Annotated in this window: 13 protein-coding genes and 1 pseudogene; 6 read left to right on the top strand and 8 right to left on the bottom strand. The window is 67.6% G+C overall.

Annotated elements, in window-relative coordinates:
• Positions 1–70: 70 nt before the first annotated feature.
• Complete coding sequence (locus AB0K11_RS09515; RefSeq protein WP_364975157.1) at positions 71–2,338, bottom strand: ATP-dependent DNA ligase; 2,268 nt, start codon at positions 2,336–2,338, stop codon at positions 71–73.
• A 32-nt stretch (positions 2,339–2,370) separates the two neighbouring features.
• Here AB0K11_RS09515 and AB0K11_RS09520 point away from each other — a divergent pair, with 32 nt between their 5' ends.
• Positions 2,371–2,595: a hypothetical protein gene (locus AB0K11_RS09520; protein WP_364975159.1), complete on the top strand. Its 225-nt coding sequence runs from the start codon at positions 2,371–2,373 to the stop codon at positions 2,593–2,595.
• Between the two features lie 99 nt (positions 2,596–2,694).
• Here AB0K11_RS09520 and AB0K11_RS09525 read toward each other — a convergent pair whose 3' ends face one another.
• From AB0K11_RS09525 to AB0K11_RS09550, 6 genes are read right to left on the bottom strand one after another with little or no spacing between them, the layout of a single operon-like run.
• Positions 2,695–3,963, bottom strand: a complete 1,269-nt coding sequence (locus AB0K11_RS09525) for a DUF4032 domain-containing protein (RefSeq protein ID WP_364975162.1) — start codon at positions 3,961–3,963, stop codon at positions 2,695–2,697.
• Positions 3,964–3,967: 4 nt separating this feature from the next.
• Positions 3,968–5,050 carry a sn-glycerol-3-phosphate ABC transporter ATP-binding protein UgpC gene (gene ugpC, locus AB0K11_RS09530; protein ID WP_364975164.1) on the bottom strand — a complete coding sequence of 361 codons (1,083 nt, stop codon included), beginning with the start codon at positions 5,048–5,050 and terminating at the stop codon, positions 3,968–3,970.
• A 29-nt stretch (positions 5,051–5,079) separates the two neighbouring features.
• Positions 5,080–5,949: a carbohydrate ABC transporter permease gene (locus AB0K11_RS09535; RefSeq protein WP_364975167.1), complete on the bottom strand. Its 870-nt coding sequence runs from the start codon at positions 5,947–5,949 to the stop codon at positions 5,080–5,082.
• 1 nt (position 5,950) lies between these two features.
• On the bottom strand, positions 5,951–6,934 hold the full coding sequence (locus AB0K11_RS09540; RefSeq protein ID WP_364975169.1) for a sugar ABC transporter permease: 984 nt from the start codon (positions 6,932–6,934) through the stop codon (positions 5,951–5,953).
• Positions 6,934–8,301, bottom strand: a complete 1,368-nt coding sequence (locus AB0K11_RS09545) for a sugar ABC transporter substrate-binding protein (protein WP_364975171.1) — start codon at positions 8,299–8,301, stop codon at positions 6,934–6,936. The genes AB0K11_RS09540 and AB0K11_RS09545 overlap by 1 nt, the downstream gene beginning before the upstream one ends.
• Before the next feature lie 29 nt (positions 8,302–8,330).
• The gene (locus tag AB0K11_RS09550) at positions 8,331–9,332 is read right to left on the bottom strand and encodes a sugar-binding domain-containing protein (protein WP_364975173.1); all 1,002 of its coding nucleotides are present in this window, start codon (positions 9,330–9,332) and stop codon (positions 8,331–8,333) included.
• Positions 9,333–9,447: 115 nt separating this feature from the next.
• Between AB0K11_RS09550 and AB0K11_RS09555 the strand changes: the two genes are divergently transcribed.
• The 3 genes from AB0K11_RS09555 to AB0K11_RS09565 are packed head-to-tail and all read left to right on the top strand — an operon-like array spanning position 9,448 to position 12,790.
• Entirely contained in the window at positions 9,448–10,449 is a 1,002-nt protein-coding gene (locus AB0K11_RS09555; protein ID WP_364976723.1) for an NAD(P)-dependent alcohol dehydrogenase, read from the top strand.
• Entirely contained in the window at positions 10,446–11,858 is a 1,413-nt protein-coding gene (locus AB0K11_RS09560) for a mannitol dehydrogenase family protein (RefSeq protein WP_364975176.1), read from the top strand. The genes AB0K11_RS09555 and AB0K11_RS09560 overlap by 4 nt, the downstream gene beginning before the upstream one ends.
• On the top strand, positions 11,855–12,790 hold the full coding sequence (locus AB0K11_RS09565) for a carbohydrate kinase (protein ID WP_364975178.1): 936 nt from the start codon (positions 11,855–11,857) through the stop codon (positions 12,788–12,790). Before AB0K11_RS09560 ends, AB0K11_RS09565 begins: the two co-directional genes overlap by 4 nt.
• Here AB0K11_RS09565 and AB0K11_RS09570 read toward each other — a convergent pair.
• Positions 12,771–13,262: a hypothetical protein gene (locus AB0K11_RS09570; RefSeq protein ID WP_364975180.1), complete on the bottom strand. Its 492-nt coding sequence runs from the start codon at positions 13,260–13,262 to the stop codon at positions 12,771–12,773. The two genes, AB0K11_RS09565 and AB0K11_RS09570, sit on opposite strands and share 20 nt — an antisense overlap.
• A 60-nt stretch (positions 13,263–13,322) precedes the next feature.
• Between AB0K11_RS09570 and AB0K11_RS09575 the strand changes: the two are divergent.
• Positions 13,323–14,108 (top strand): annotated as a pseudogene (locus tag AB0K11_RS09575) (Ku protein); the annotation flags it as partial.
• 351 nt (positions 14,109–14,459) lie between these two features.
• Entirely contained in the window at positions 14,460–15,251 is a 792-nt protein-coding gene (locus tag AB0K11_RS09580; protein ID WP_364975182.1) for an SDR family oxidoreductase, read from the top strand.

Consider the following 15,251-nt stretch of genomic DNA (forward strand, 5'->3'; position numbering starts at 1 on the left):
GAACGGAATTGCGATGACCTCAGCAGTGTTGTTCGACCATCCCGGCAGCTAGGCGCCGCGGCACAGGCGGTCATTCCCACCTGACCTCGTCCGGCGTCTTGTCCGGCCGCAATCCCCGCCAGGACGGTTGTCGCAGCCGGCCGTCGGACGTCCGCTCGCTGTAGCGCACCTCCCCCACCAGCTCCGGCCGCACGAACGTCACGCCCTTGGCGTCCTGCGTCGGAAGCCTTGTCGCGAAGGGAGATTCGTCGGTCTGCAGCGGCGTCAGTGTCTTCTTGAGCTTCGCCAGTTCCTTCTCGGTGAAGCCGGTGCCGACCCGCCCGACGAACTGCAGCGCGCCGTCGGCGTCAGGGATGCCGAGCATCAGGGCGCCGATCCCACTGGTGCGTCCGCCGGTGCCTTCGCGCCATCCGCCGAGCACCACCTCCTGGGTGCACCAGATCTTGTCCTTGATCCACGACGACGACCGCCTGCCCGCCTGGTACGTCGACTCCAGTTTCTTGGCGACCACGCCCTCCCACCGCTGCTTGCGCGCGTACTCCAGCGCCTCCGGGCCGTCACCGGGCAACCGGTCGGGCACGACCAGGCCGGTGCCCTCGGCCACCGCCTCGAGGATCTTGCGCCGGTCGGAGTACTTGGCGCGCAACAACGACCGGCCGTCGAGTGCCAGGATGTCGAACGCCCAGAACTCGACGCGGGTGGAGCGCGCCCGGTTCTGCATCTCGCCGAAGCTGGGCACCCCGGACTCGTCGAGGGCGACCGCCTCCCCGTCGAGGACGACATGGTGGTCGGCGAGGTCCGCGCCGAGCGCGGTCAGTTGCGGGTACTCGCGGGTGACGTCGCGGCCCCGCCGTGACCGCAGGGTCAGCGTGCCGCGGTCGGCGTCCACCAGCAGGCGGTAGCCGTCCCACTTCCCTTCGAACGCCCACTGATTCGCCCTGAGCTTGTCCACCGACCCCTCGGTGGCGAGCATCGGCGCGAGATCGCCCGGGGTGGGCTGCTGTTGCTCCTTCATCCGGTGGGCGAGCCAGTTCTTGCCGTCGGTCTGGATGAGGGCGTAACGGCCGCTGATCTTCTCGCCCTTGAGGGTGACGATCACCTCGCCGCCCTTGGCGGGCCCGTCCGGGGCGTGATCGTTGAACTTCTCGGTCTCGTAGGTGCCGGTGTCCCAGACGTAGACATCACCGCCGCCGTACTCACCCTTCGGGATCTCACCGGCGAAGGTGAGGTACTCCATCGGATGGTCCTCGGTGTGCACGGCGAGGTGGTTGACGCTCGGGGTCTCCGGCAGGTTCTTCGGCACCGCCCAGCTGACGAGGACGCCGTCGCGTTCGAGGCGGAAGTCGTAGTGCAACCGTCGGGCGTGGTGCTCCTGGATGACGAACTTGTCGTTGTTGCCGACCGCGGGCGCCTTGGCGGGCACGGGTTCCGGCGTCCTGCCGGGGTCACGCATGCTGCGGTAGGTCGTCAGCCGGTCGGCCAGCGGGGCCTTCTCGTCGAGTTCGGCGAGCAGGTCGCCGTCGCGTTCCACCCGCTCGAGCACTTCGTCGAACCGAAGGTGCCGTAGGTCGGGATCGTCGATCTCGTCCCAGGTGCGCGGCGCCGCCACCGTGGGCTCGTCGCGGCCGCGCAGCGAGTACGGCGCGATCGTCGTCTTCGCGGCGCTGTTCTGGCTCCAGTCGACGAACACCTTGCCGGTGCGCAGGCTCTTCGTCATCGTCGCGGTGACCTGCTTGGGCATCGTCTTCTCGAGCTGCTGGGCGACGCGGCGCGCCAGCACCGACGCCCCCCGCGAGCTGATCGGCTCCTCGAGCGGCACGTACAGGTGCAGCCCCTTGCTACCGCTGGTGAGCGGATACGTGGTCAGGCCGATGTCGGTGATCAGGTCGCGCACCTCATGGGCGACCTGGCACAGCTGGCGGAACGTCACCCCCTCGCCGGGGTCGAGGTCGAAGACGATGCGGGTGGCCGGGCCGACCTTGCCGTCGACGAAGCGCCACTGCGGCACGTGCACCTCGAGCGACGCCTGCTGGGCAAGCCACGCCAGCCCCTCGCGGGTGTCGATCACCGGGTAGGTCGTCGTCCCGGATTTGTGCACGACGCTCTCGCGGTGCAGCCATTCCGGTGCCGACGAGGCGAGTTGCTTCTCGAAGAATTCGAGCTCGCCGACGCCGTTCGGCCACCGCTTGCGGGTGACCGCGCGGCCGGCGATGTGCGGGACCATCGCGTCGGCGATGGCCACGTAGTAGTCGAAGACCTCACCCTTGGTCGTCCCGGTCGCCGGGTACAGCACCTTGTCCGGGTTGGTCAGCCGCACCCGCCCGAGTTGATCCACCACACGACGGTATTACCCGTTGTAGCGTCGTACCAGTGAAGATCCTGTGCGCGGCGTGCATCATCGCGGTGGGCGCCGTGTTCGCAGCGCCGCATGCCGCCGCTGATCCGCGCGACTGGGTGCCCTACTGCTCGGGCGATCAGTCGCCGATGGATGACAACTGCAAGCCGATGGCCCACCAGCACTTCACCCACGACGCGCCGGGCGCCAACCCGCAGGTGCCCGTCGGGCTCGACCCCGACAACGACCCCGCCGTCTGAGGCTTCTATTCGCGAGTTTCGCGTTGACTTTGCACACAGAGCGCAATTCCGAGTGAAATCACGATCTGCGTGCAATCTCAACGCGAAAGCCGCCTTCCGCTAGTCGTCGTCCGCGCTCAACACCGCGAACGGCGCCGTCGGGACCTCGGCGACGGCCAGCTTCGCCGCCGAGTCGACCGGGATGACGTCACCCGCGAGCGCCGCCAGGGCCTTGTTGGTGCCGACGTCGCGGCCGGCCTTCTCGCTGAGCAGCCACCGCACCTCGAGCATGTCGCAGTACGCCTGGATCTGCGTGCCGGTGCCGTGGACGGCCTGGTGCGCCAGGTGGCCGTAGGGGGTCAGCACCTCCATCACCCACAGCCGTGCGGCGGTCGACTCGTCGACGTCGTGGCCGGCCTCGCGGGCCAGCTGCGCCTGGTAGGCGTGCAGGTCGCCGAGCAGGATCGCGGCCTGCCCCTCCCCGACGTCGAGGCCGGTGAGATCTCGCAGACGCTGCGCGTGGTACCGGCGGTCGCCGACCACGACGTGCACGCGCAGCCGGCTGGGATCGGCGCTGTCCGGGTGCAGCGACAGTTCGTCGACGGCGAAGCCGAGGTCGTTGAGCCTGCGGATGGTGCCTTCGACGCGGTAGCGGTCGGTGAAGGCGAACACAGGCTCGGCGTGCAGCGCGTCCCACAGATCCCGGTAACGCCTCTCGACCTGCTTGGCCTCGTCGATCAGCTTGTCCTGCAACGCTTCCGAGGCGCCGATGCGCTCGGCCACGTCGATCATTCCGCCCGCCACGTTCTGCACCATGATGTCCAGATCCTGTCGGCGTTGCCCGCGGCTCAGCGACGGGTGCACCTCGGAAGTCTCGGCGTCGACGAGGTGCGCAGCCAGGAGTTGACCGTCGCGGGAGAACAGCGTGTTCGCCAGCGAACAGTCACCCCAGAAGACGCCGTGGCGGTGCAGTTCCACCAGCAGGCCCGCCATCGCGTCCAGCAGCCGCGCGCGGTGCTTCGGCTCGTCGGGCGGCAGCCGCATGAACAGCCGGCGGTACTGCCACGACCCATCCAGGTAGCGGGTCACCAGGATCGCGGTGTCGAACTGGGGCTGCACCACCAGGCCGGCGGGACGCACCGCGGGCAGCGCCATCTCCTCGAGACGGCGCAACACGTCGTACTCCTTGGCCGCAACCCGCGGCGGCATGTCCTTGACCGCCCACAGCGCGCCGTCGGCCTCGACGAACTTCACCAGGTGCCGGCTCGGTCCGACCGCGATGTCGCGCAGTGCGACGTCGGGAGCCTTCCAGTGCACCAACGGCAGGTCCCACGGCAAGGCGAGCAGACCCGCCGTGGGGGCCCGCAGCCGCAGTTCCGGCGGGCGCATGATGTCAGTTCAGGCGTTCGCCGGTCTCCGGATGAAACAGGTGCACCGTGCCCTCAGGGTTCATCCGCAACTCGACGGTATCGGCCAGCTTCACCGGGGTGCGGGACAGTGACCGCGCCACCAACTCCACGTCGGGATGTGCATGGGTGTACAGATAGGTCTCGCTGCCGAGGTTCTCGACGAGGTCGATGACGACGTCGATGCCGCCGCCCGGCGACACCTCGAGGTCCTCGGGCCGAATGCCGAGCGTGACCTTGTCGACGCCGGCCTCGTGCAGCTTGGTCAGATGCTCGCGCTCGAGCGGCAAGGTGGAATCCTCGCTGATCCGCACACCGTCGGCGACGACGGGAGCCGTCAGCAGATTCATCGCCGGCGAGCCGATGAAGCCGGCGACGAAAGCGTTGGCCGGCCGGTCGTACAGCTCGTTCGGTGAGGCGAACTGCTGCAGCTTGCCGAAGCGCAATACAGCCACCCGGTCGCCCATCGTCATCGCCTCCACCTGATCGTGGGTCACGTAGACGGTGGTGGTGCCCAGGCGCCGCTGCAGCGCGGCGATCTGGGTGCGGGTCTGCACGCGCAGCTTCGCGTCCAGGTTGGACAGCGGCTCGTCCATGCAGAACACCTGCGGCTCACGCACGATGGCGCGGCCCATCGCGACGCGTTGCCGCTGACCGCCGGACAGCTTGGCGGGCTTGCGATCCAGGTGCTCGGTGAGGTCCAGGATCTTGGCGGCGTCTTCGACCTTCTTGCGCCGCTCGTCAGCGGAGACGCCCCGCAGCTTGAGTGCGAAGCCCATGTTCTCGGCCACTGTCTTGTTGGGGTACAGCGCGTAGTTCTGGAACACCATGGCGATGTCGCGATCCTTGGACGGCACGCCCGTCATGTCCTTGCCGCCGATCTCGATGGCGCCTTCGTCGATGTCCTCGAGTCCGGCGAGCATGCGCAGCGCGGTGCTCTTTCCCGAACCGGACGGTCCGACCAGGACGACGAACTCGCCGTCCTGGATGTCGAGGTTGAGGTTGTCGACCGCGAGTTTGTCGGAGCCTTCGTAGATGCAGGAGGCGTTCCTGTAGGTGATCGATGCCATTGTTCTTCTCCCGGTTCGTTTTCTGACGTTTACTTGATCGCGCCGAACGAGAGTCCGCGCACCAGCTTGTTCTGGGCGAACCACCCGCAGAGGATCACAGGCAGCGCCGCCATGGTCGCGGCCGCCGACAACACGGCCCAGTACTGTCCCTCACCGGCGATGAAGCCGACGAGGTACACCGGCATCGTCTGTGCGTTCACCGCGGTCAGGTTCACCGCGAGGAAGAACTCGTTCCACGCGAAGATCACGCAGATGAGCGCCGTCGCCGCGATGCCGGGCGAGACCAACGGAAGGATCACCTCGCGCACCGATCGCCACAGGCTCGCGCCGTCCAGGCTGGCGGCCTCGAGGAGTTCGCCCGGCACTTCGAGGAAGAACGACCGCATCATCCACACGGCGATCGGCAGATTCATCGACGTGTACAGGATCACCAAGGCCCAGATGTTGTCCAGCAGGCCGATGTTGGACACGATCACGTACAGCGGCAGGATCGCCGCGACGACGGGCAGCATCTTCGTGCTCATGAAGAAGAACAACGCGTCGGAGGTCTTGCGGACCGGCCGCAGCGACAGCGCGAACGCCGCGGGCACACCGAGCAGCAGCACCAGAATCGTCGACATGGCTGTGGCGAACACCGAGTTCAGCATGGCCGGCCCGATGCCCTGATTGAAGACGGCCGAATACTGGTCCAGCGTCGGGACGAAGAACAGCTTCGGCGGATTGGTCGCCGCGTCACTCTCGGCCTTGAACGAGGTGAGCACCATCCAGAACACCGGGAAGAAGAAGCCGAGTCCGACCAGCCACGCCACGATGCCCCACGGGCTGAACTTCTTGGACTTCTTCTTGCGGACCGGAGCGACATCCTTGGACGCCGTGGTCCTTTCGGCAGTGGTAGTCATGCTAGGCCGCCTCTTCCTTGCCAGAGAATGATTTGAAGATCAACCGCAGCGCGAAGCTGGCGATGATCATCGTGAAGATGACGACCACCACGCCCATGGCCGCCGCCTGCCCCATGTCGAAGCCCAGGAACGCGCGCTGATAGATGTAGAACGGCAGGTTGGCACTGGCGACACCCGGCCCGCCCTGCGTCATCATGAAGATCGCGTCGAAGGTGTTGACCAGGTAGACCGCGCCGAGCACGACGCCGAGTTCGATGAAGCGCCGAAGGTGCGGCAGGGTCAACTCCCGGAAGAGTTGAATCCCGGTCGCCCCGTCGACCCGGCCCGCCTCGAGTTGGTCGCGGGGCATGGACGTCAGGCCGGCCAGGATCAGCAGCATCATGAACGGCGTCCACTGCCAGATCAATTCGACCATCACCATGGCCAGCGGGAACTGACCGATCCAGTCGACCGGGCCGATTCCCACCAGCGAGAGCACCCAGTTCAGGATGCCGTTGTTGGGGTCGAGGATCGTCGTCTTCCACACCAGCGCACCCGCGACGGGTGTGATGAGGAACGGGGTGATCAACAGCGTGCGGACCACACCGCGGCCGAGGAACGCGCGATCGAGCAGCAGCGCGATTCCCAATCCGAGCGCCGCCGAGATCAGCACCACCCCGACGATGAGGATGACGGTATTGCCCGCCACCGACCAGAACTGGCTGTCCTGGATGACCGCGACGTAGTTGTCGAATCCGACGAACTGCCGCGAGCCGGGCCGGACCAGGTTCCACGACAGCGTGGAGTAGTAGAGCGTGAACAGGAACGGCACCTGCGTCACCGCAATCATGAAGATCAGGGCGGGCAGCAGCGGACCTCGCCGTCGCCATCCCTCGGCGCGACTCACGCCGACGCCTTGCGACTCCTTGATCTTGCGAACCCGTTCGGCGACGGCATTCTCGTCGGCCGTGGCCGTGGATCCGGCGGTTACCGAAGTTGTAGTCATCACTTCTCCTGGTAGCTCTTGCCGACGACCTCGGCATACAACTGTGCTTGCTCCAGCGCCTCGTCGACGGACTTCTGCCCCGCGATCGCCGCGCTGATCTGCTGGCTCACCCGCGTCCCGAGGTCCTGGAACTCCGGGATGCCGACGAACTGGATGCCGGTGTACGGCACCGGCTGCACGGTGGGCTGGTTCGGGGTGGCGCTCTCGATCGACTTCAGTGTCAACGGACCGTAGGACTTCGAGATCGCCTCGTACTCGGGCAGTTCGGTGTAGGTGGAGGTGCGGCTACCCGGTGGCACCCGCGCCCAGCCCAGCTTCTCGCCGACCAGCTTCATGTAGTCCTTGCTGGTCATCCACGAGATGAACTTCCACGCGCCGTCCGGATTCTTGGCGGCCTTCGGAATGCCGAGGGCCCAGGTGTACAGCCAACCGGAATTGGGCTTCTCGACGATCGGCGCGGGCAGGTAGCCGATCTTGCCGACGAGGTCCGGGTAGGTCTGCGGATCCTCGAGCACCGACACGGCCGACGTCGCGTCGTACCACATGGCTGTCTGGCCCTGTCCGAACAGGTTGGCACATTCCTGGAATCCGGTTGAGGAGGCGCCCAATTCGCCGGATTCCTTGATCGTGTTGACGTAGAAGTTGACGGCCTCTTTCACCTGGGGGCTGTTGAGCTGGGCGTTCCACTGGTCGTCGAACCAGCGGCCGCCGAAGGTGTTGATCACCGTGTCCAGCGGTGCGAGCACCTCACCCCAGCCCGGCTTGCCGCGCAGACAGATTCCGGCGCGGTCGCCGGTCTTGAGGGTCTTCGCCCAGTCGGCGACTTCCTGCCAGGTGGGCTGATAGTTCGGGTTCTGGTCGACCTTGATGCCGGCCTGCTCGAAGAGATCCTTGCGGTACATCAGGAACGACGATTCGCCGTAGAAGGGAACCGAGTACATGTTGCCCTCGTAGGACAGCGACTCCCGCAGCGACGGGATGAAGTCCTCTTCGTCGTACCCCGGCGTGTTCTTCGCGTAGTCCGAGAGGTTGAGCAGCCAGCCGTCCTTGGCCCACTGCGGGGTCTCGAAGTTGCTGATCATCGCGACGTCGAACTGACTTCCACCCATGGCCGTCGACATGGTGATCTTGGCCCGTGCCTGGTTCTCCGACAGCGAGATGAATTTCAGCTTGACGCCGGGGTTCTCCTTCTCGAACTCGGTCGACAGCTCCTGGGCGTCGGCCATCTGCGAGTTGGACACCAGGGCGATGGTCACCTCGTTGTCCGATGCACCCAGGCTGCCCGCACCCGCGCAACCGGCGGTGAACGTCAGCCCGACCGCGGCGGCGCACGCCGCCATCTGCTTGAGAACTCTTCGTCGAGTCATCTCAGGAGTACCTACCTTTCACTGCACAGTCATCGGGCGAGTAGCCAACGGGCACAATCGATGTCACACACGAGGAGTTTGGCCAGGCCGCCCCGCAGGGCGGCCAGCGTGGCCTGGTGCTTGCCTGCACCGCTGGAGATCAGCAAGGTCTTCTTGCACGCCCGCACGTCCTCCAGCGGAACGGACACCGCCCGGGCCTGCAGCTCGCTGTCGACGGGCCGACCGTCGGCATCGAAGAACCGTCCGCCGATCTCGCCGACGGCACCCATCGAGATCAGCTCGTCGAGCATCCGGGTGTCCAGGAAGCTGCCCTCGAAGAGGGTCGTCGAGGTGGAGACCGCGCCGACGCCGAACAGCATCACGTCAGCGCGCCTGCCGGCTTCCAGCGTTCGCGAGATCATCGAGTCGCTGCGCATGGACGCCACCGTGGACGGGTCGGCGTACAGCGGGGCGGGGAGGCGAATGGTGTTCGCGCGCAGCGTGTCCGCGCAGCGGCTGAGGATCAGCTCGACACCGGTCTGGTAGGCGGCGCTCGACATGGAGCCGTCGAGCTGGACCACGGCCCGGCACGTCGCCACACCGGCGGACAGCGCCGTCGCCACCGCCACCTGCTCGGGCCCCCAGGTGAAGCCGAGCACGTCGTTGGGGGTGAGGCGACGCATCAGCAGCGCCGCGGCGGCACGGCCGACGCTGGCGTAGGCGGGCGGGCGGCCAGGCGCACCGACGTCCATACCGTGGCCGGCGACCACCACCTCGGTGAGACCGAACCGCTGCTCGAGTTCACGCTCCTCTTCGGCGTGCAGGTCGTCACTGAGGTCGGCAGGCACCACCACCTCGATGCGGACCAGGCCGCGGGCCTTCGCGCGGGCCACCAGCCGGCCGGCCGTCGGGCGCGAGACGCCCAGGCGTGCGGCGATCTCGGCCTGGGTGAGTCCGTCGAGGTAGTAGAGCGTCGCGGCGCGAAGCGCCAGACGAAGGTCCTCGGGCTGGACGCGACTCGCCGTCGTGGCGCGATCCGTCGTCACCGTCATTCCTCCACCCCGCTCTCGCGTTGTCACCATGAGCATTTGCTCAGGGGTGCGTGTAGATGCTCATCACGTTAACATGATGAGTGTGACGCAGACAACACTTTCCCCGGACCAGCGGATGCGGGCCGCCGTGCTGATCGAACCCGGGACCATCGCGATGCAGGAGCGGCCGGTGCCCACACCGCAGGCCGGTGACGTGCTGGTCCGGGTCTCGTCAGTCGGGGTCTGCGGGTCGGACACGCACTACTACCGGCACGGACGGGTGGGCTCGTTCGTCGTCGAATCGCCGCTGGTACTGGGCCACGAGGCGGCGGGCACGATCGTCGGCGTCGGTGACGGGGTGGACCCGGCGCGGATCGGGCAGCGCGTGTCGATCGAGCCGCAGCGGCCCGACCCCGACACCGTGGAGACCCGCAGCGGCCACTACAACCTGTGCCCGCACATGCAGTTCTATGCGACGCCGCCGATCGACGGCGCGTTCTGCGACTACGTCACCATCGGCGCCGCCTTCGCCCACCCGGTGCCCGACACCGTCTCCGATGACGCCGCCGCGTTGTGCGAGCCGCTGTCGGTGGGCATCGCCGCGGTCCGCAAGGCCGCGGTGACCGGCGGTTCCCGGGTGCTCATCGCCGGCGCAGGCCCCATCGGCGTCGTCATCTCGCAGATCTGCAGCGCCTACGGCGCCACCGAGATCGTGGTGAGCGATCCCGACGAGGCGCGACGGCGGCAGGTGCTGGGCTTCGGCGCCACCGCGGCGCTCGACCCGACGGCCGGGCCGATCGGCGATCTCGGTGTCGACGCGTTCATCGACGCCTCCGGCGCTCCCTCGGCGGTGACCGCCGGTATCCGCGCGGTGCGGCCGGCAGGCACCGTCGTGCTCGTCGGATCGGGCGCCGAGACGATGGAGCTGCCGACGCAGGTGATCCAGAACCGCGAGCTGATGCTGACGGGCGTGTTCCGCTACGCGAACACCTGGCCGACCGCGATCGCGCTGATCGAGTCCAAGCGCGTCGACCTCGACGCGATGGTGACCGCCCGCTTCCCGCTGGAACGGGCCGCAGAGGCACTGGACTCCGACCGCACGCCGGGTAGCGTCAAGGCAGTGGTGACGGTGTCATGAAACTCAACGCGTCCACACTGGCACAGCTCGGGATCCCCAAGCCCGAGTACGGCCGCGCGGCAACGACTGTCGGCATCGTGCACTTCGGCGTCGGTGGATTCCACCGGGCCCACCAGGCGATGTACGTCGATCGCCTGCTGGGCGACGGCGCCCCATCCGAGTGGGCGATCTGCGGGGTCGGCATCCTGCCCGGGGATCGCAGGATGGCCGACGTGATGGCCGCCCAGGACGGCCTCTACACCCTGCTGCTCGAGAAACCCGACGGCACCCGCGAGGCCCGGGTGATCGGCTCGATCGTCGACTACCGATTCGCGCCCGACGACCCCGAGGGCGTCGTCGAACTCCTCGCCGCGCCCACCACCCGCATCATCTCGCTGACGATCACCGAGGGCGGCTACCAGCTCGACTCGCTGCCCGAGGTCAACGTGTTCGGCCTGGTCGCCGAGGCGCTGGCGCGGCGCCGCGACCGGGGCGTGGCATCGCCGACCATCGTGTCGTGCGACAACATCGAGGGCAACGGCGACGTCGCACGCTCGGCGTTCACCACCTACGCCGATCGCGTGCATCCCGGACTGTCCGAGTGGATCACCGAGCACACCCGCTTCCCCAACTCGATGGTCGACCGCATCACCCCGGTCACCACGCCGGAGGTGATCGCCACCGTCGCAGATGAATTCGGCGTCGACGACAAGTGGCCGGTGGTCGCCGAGCCGTTCACGTCGTGGGTGCTGGAGGACTCATTCTCCGACGGCAGGCCGCCGTTCGAGGACGTCGACGTGCTGCTGGTCGACGACGTGACCCCCTACGAACTGATGAAGCTGCGGCTGCTCAACGCGGGCCACCAGGCGCTGTGCTACTTCGCCTACTTGTCCGGCTACCGGCTGGTGCACGATGCCGCGGGCGACCCGCTGATCGCCGAGTTCCTGCGCCAGTACATGGATTCCGAGGCCACCCCGACGCTGAAGCCGGTGCCGGGGATCGACCTGCCCGACTACAAACGGACCCTGATCGAACGCTTCGCCAACCCAGGCGTGCGGGACACCGTCGCACGGCTGTGCTTCGGCTCGTCGGACCGCATCCCGCAGTGGCTGCTGCCGGTGATCCGCGAGAATCTGAAAAGTGGTGCGCCGGTGCGGCTGTCAGCGGCGGTGGTGGCGAGCTGGGCCCGCTACGCCGAAGGCGTCGACGAACAGGGCGAACCGATCGACGTCCAGGATCAGCGCGCCGAGACGCTGATACCGCTGGCCAAGGCGCAGCACGACAATCCGCTGGCCTTCATCGAGTACACCGACCTCTTCGGCGACCTTGCCGAGCAGTCGCGCTTCGCCGAGGCCTACACCTGGGCACTCGAGTCACTGCACCGCGACGGGGCGCGGGCCACGCTGGAGAGGTTGGTGAGCTCGCCATGACCGAACGCGCGCTGGTGATCGGCGAGGCGCTGATCGACATCGTCGAACGCGACGGCGTCATCGAGGGCGAACACGTCGGCGGCAGCCCACTGAACGTGGCCGTCGGCCTCGCGCTGCTGGGCCGCGACGTCGACTTCCTCACCCACATCGCCGATGACGACCGCGGCCGCCGCATCGTCGAGCACGTCGAACGCGCGGGGGCGTCCCTGGTCACCGGCAGCATGACCGCGTCGCACACCCCGACGGCGCTGGCCACGTTGGACGCCGACGGCCAGGCGAAGTACGAATTCGACATCGACTGGCAGCTGTCCGGCACGCCGGAGGTCGCGCCGCCGCTCGTCGCGCACACCGGCTCGATCGCCACGGTGCTGGAGCCCGGGTGTCGCGCCGCCGTGGCACTGCTGGACGCCTACCACCTCTCGGCGACGCTCACATTCGACCCGAACGTGCGACCGTCGTTGATCGACGACGACGCCACGGCGCGCAGTCGCATCGACCGACTGGTGGAGCGCTGCGACGTCATCAAGGTCAGCGACGAGGACCTGCACTGGCTGGATCCGGATCGCACGCCCAAGCAGATCGCCCGCACCTGGTTGAGCCTCGGCCCGTCGGTGGTGGCGGTGACGATGGGTGGCCGCGGGGCCTTCGCGATGTGTGAGGCGGGTACGGCGCGTGTCGCCGCGCGGCCGGTGCAGGTGGTCGACACCGTGGGCGCGGGCGATGCGTTCATGGCGGGCATGATCGACGCGCTGTGGACGCTCGGTCTGCTCGGCGCGGACCGGCGTCAGGAATTGCGCCGCATCAGCCTCGAGGCGCTGCACACCATGCTGCAGACGGCGGCGCTGTCCTCGGAGCTGACCGTCGCGAAGGCGGGCGCCGACCTACCCGACCGCGCGACCCGCGACGCGGCGCTCAACTCGCCTGGGCAGTGAATTCCCCCGCGCGGATCTGAGCCGCCAGCCGGTCGACGAGTTCGCCGGCGGCATCGAATCCGGCGGCGCTCTCGGTGCGGTGATGGATCTTCTCCCGGTTGATCTGCACCGGCCAGCGCGAGATTCCGATCGACCTCGCGGCGAGCGCGATCGGCAGCACGATCACCTGCACGAGCATGTCGAGCACCGAGACGGTCACCGTCAACACCACCGCGACCACGATGAACAGCAGCTTGCCGATCCCGATGACCGCCCAGATGATGATCCCCAGCACCCAGAACAGCACCTTGCCGACGGGATTCGCCGGTTCCTTCGACTCCTCGGCCTCCGCAGGCGTTTCGGGCGTCTCGCCCTCTTTGGACTCCGTGTGCCACAGTTCGCGCAGTGCCATCGCGCGCCGCCAGGGCAACCACCGTCGTCTCACCGTCCAGGTGACGCCGTCGGGATCGACGACGTGGGAGCGTCCCGCCACGAACGCACCTTAAGCCAGGCCCATCGCCTTTTCCCGCCGATTTGCGGCCATACTGGCAACATGCGTTCCATCTGGAAGGGATCGATCGCCTTCGGCCTGGTGAACGTGCCGGTCAAGGTCTACAGCGCGACCGAAGACCACGACATCAAGTTCCACCAGGTCCACGAGAAGGACAACGGCCGGATCCGGTACAAGCGGGTCTGCGAGGTCTGCGGTGAGGTGGTGGAGTTCCGCGACATCGCCAAGGCCTTCGAATCCGACGACGGCCAGATGGTCATCATCACCGACGAGGACATCGCGACCCTGCCCGAGGAGCGCAGCCGCGAGATCGAGGTGCTCGAGTTCGTCCCGGCCGCCGACCTCGACCCGCTGATGTACGACCGCAGTTACTTCCTGGAGCCCGAGGGCAAGTCCTCGAAATCCTATGTGCTGCTTGCCAAGACGCTGGCCGAGACGGACCGCGTCGCCATCGTGCACTTCGCGTTGCGCAATAAGACGCGGCTTGCGGCCCTGCGCGTCAAGGACTTCAGCAAGCGCGACGTGATGGTGATCCACACGCTGCTGTGGCCCGACGAGATCCGCGACCCCGACTTCCCGGTGCTCGACAAAGAGGTCGACATCAAGCCGGCCGAGTTGAAGATGGCCGGCCAGGTGGTCGAGTCGATGACCGACGACTTCAACCCGGACCGCTATCACGACGACTACCAGGCCCAGCTGCACGAACTGGTGCAGGCCAAGCTCGAGGGCGGCGAGGCGTTCGCGGTCGAGGAGCAGCCGACCGAACTCGACGAGACCGAGGACGTGTCCGATCTGTTGGCCAGGCTGGAGGCGAGCGTGAAGGCGCGCCGCGGCGGCAAGTCCGACGACGATGGCGACGGCGATGGCGACGGCGACGGCGACGGCGACGGCGACAAGCCGGCCAAGAAGGCGCCCGCGAAGAAGGCGGCGGCGAAGAAGGCACCCGCCAAGAAAGCCGCGAAGAAGACTCCGGCCAGAAAAGCCGCTGCCAAGAAGTAGGCCCCGCGCCCGCGGTTGTGAAACGTGGGCGGAATTCGGGCCGATTCTCCGCCCACGTTTCACACTCGCGAGTCACCGACCGCAATGGTGCCGCGTCACACTAGAACGTGTTCCAGAAATCGGCCACCAAGCGTCCGTCGCCTTGTTACGGTGTCGCCCGGCGACAGAAGTGGAGACGACGTGATCCTGGACAGATTCCGGCTCGACGACCGGGTGGCGGTGGTGACCGGAGCCGGTCGCGGACTGGGCGCCGCGATGGCGGTGGCCTTCGCGGAAGCCGGTGCGGACGTGGTGATCGCGGCCCGCACGCAGAGCCAACTCGAGGAGGTCGCGGAGCAGATCGCCGCGACCGGTCGACGCGCCCACATCGTCGTCGCCGACCTCGCCCGGCCCGAGGCCATCGCCGAGCTCGCCCAGGCCGCGGTCGAGGCCTTCGGCAAACTAGACATCGTCGTGAACAACGTCGGCGGCACCATGCCCAACGCGCTGCTGAGCACCTCCACCAAGGACCTGCGGGATGCGTTCACGTTCAACGTCGCCACCGCCCACGCGCTCACCACGGCCGCCGCCCCGCTGATGCTCGAACACTCCGGCGGCGGCAGCATCATCAACATCACCTCGACGATGAGCCGGCTGGCCGGCCGTGGCTTCGCCGCGTACGGCACCGCCAAAGCGGCGCTGGCCCACTACACCCGGCTGAGCGCGCTCGACCTGTGCCCGCGCATCCGCGTGAACGCGATCGCGCCCGGCTCGATCCTCACCTCCGCGCTGGACATCGTCGCCTCGAACGACGACCTGCGTCAGCCGATGGAGAAGGCCACCCCGATGCGCAGACTCGGTGACCCGCAGGACATCGCGGCGGCCGCGGTGTATCTCGCATCGCCGGCGGGCAGCTTCCTGACCGGCACGACGCTCGAGGTCGACGGCGGCCTCACCTTCCCGAATCTCGACCTGCCCATCCCCGATCTGTGA

It is taken from the genome of Mycobacterium sp. NPDC050551 (assembly GCF_040674075.1).
GTDB lineage: Bacteria > Actinomycetota > Actinomycetes > Mycobacteriales > Mycobacteriaceae > Mycobacterium.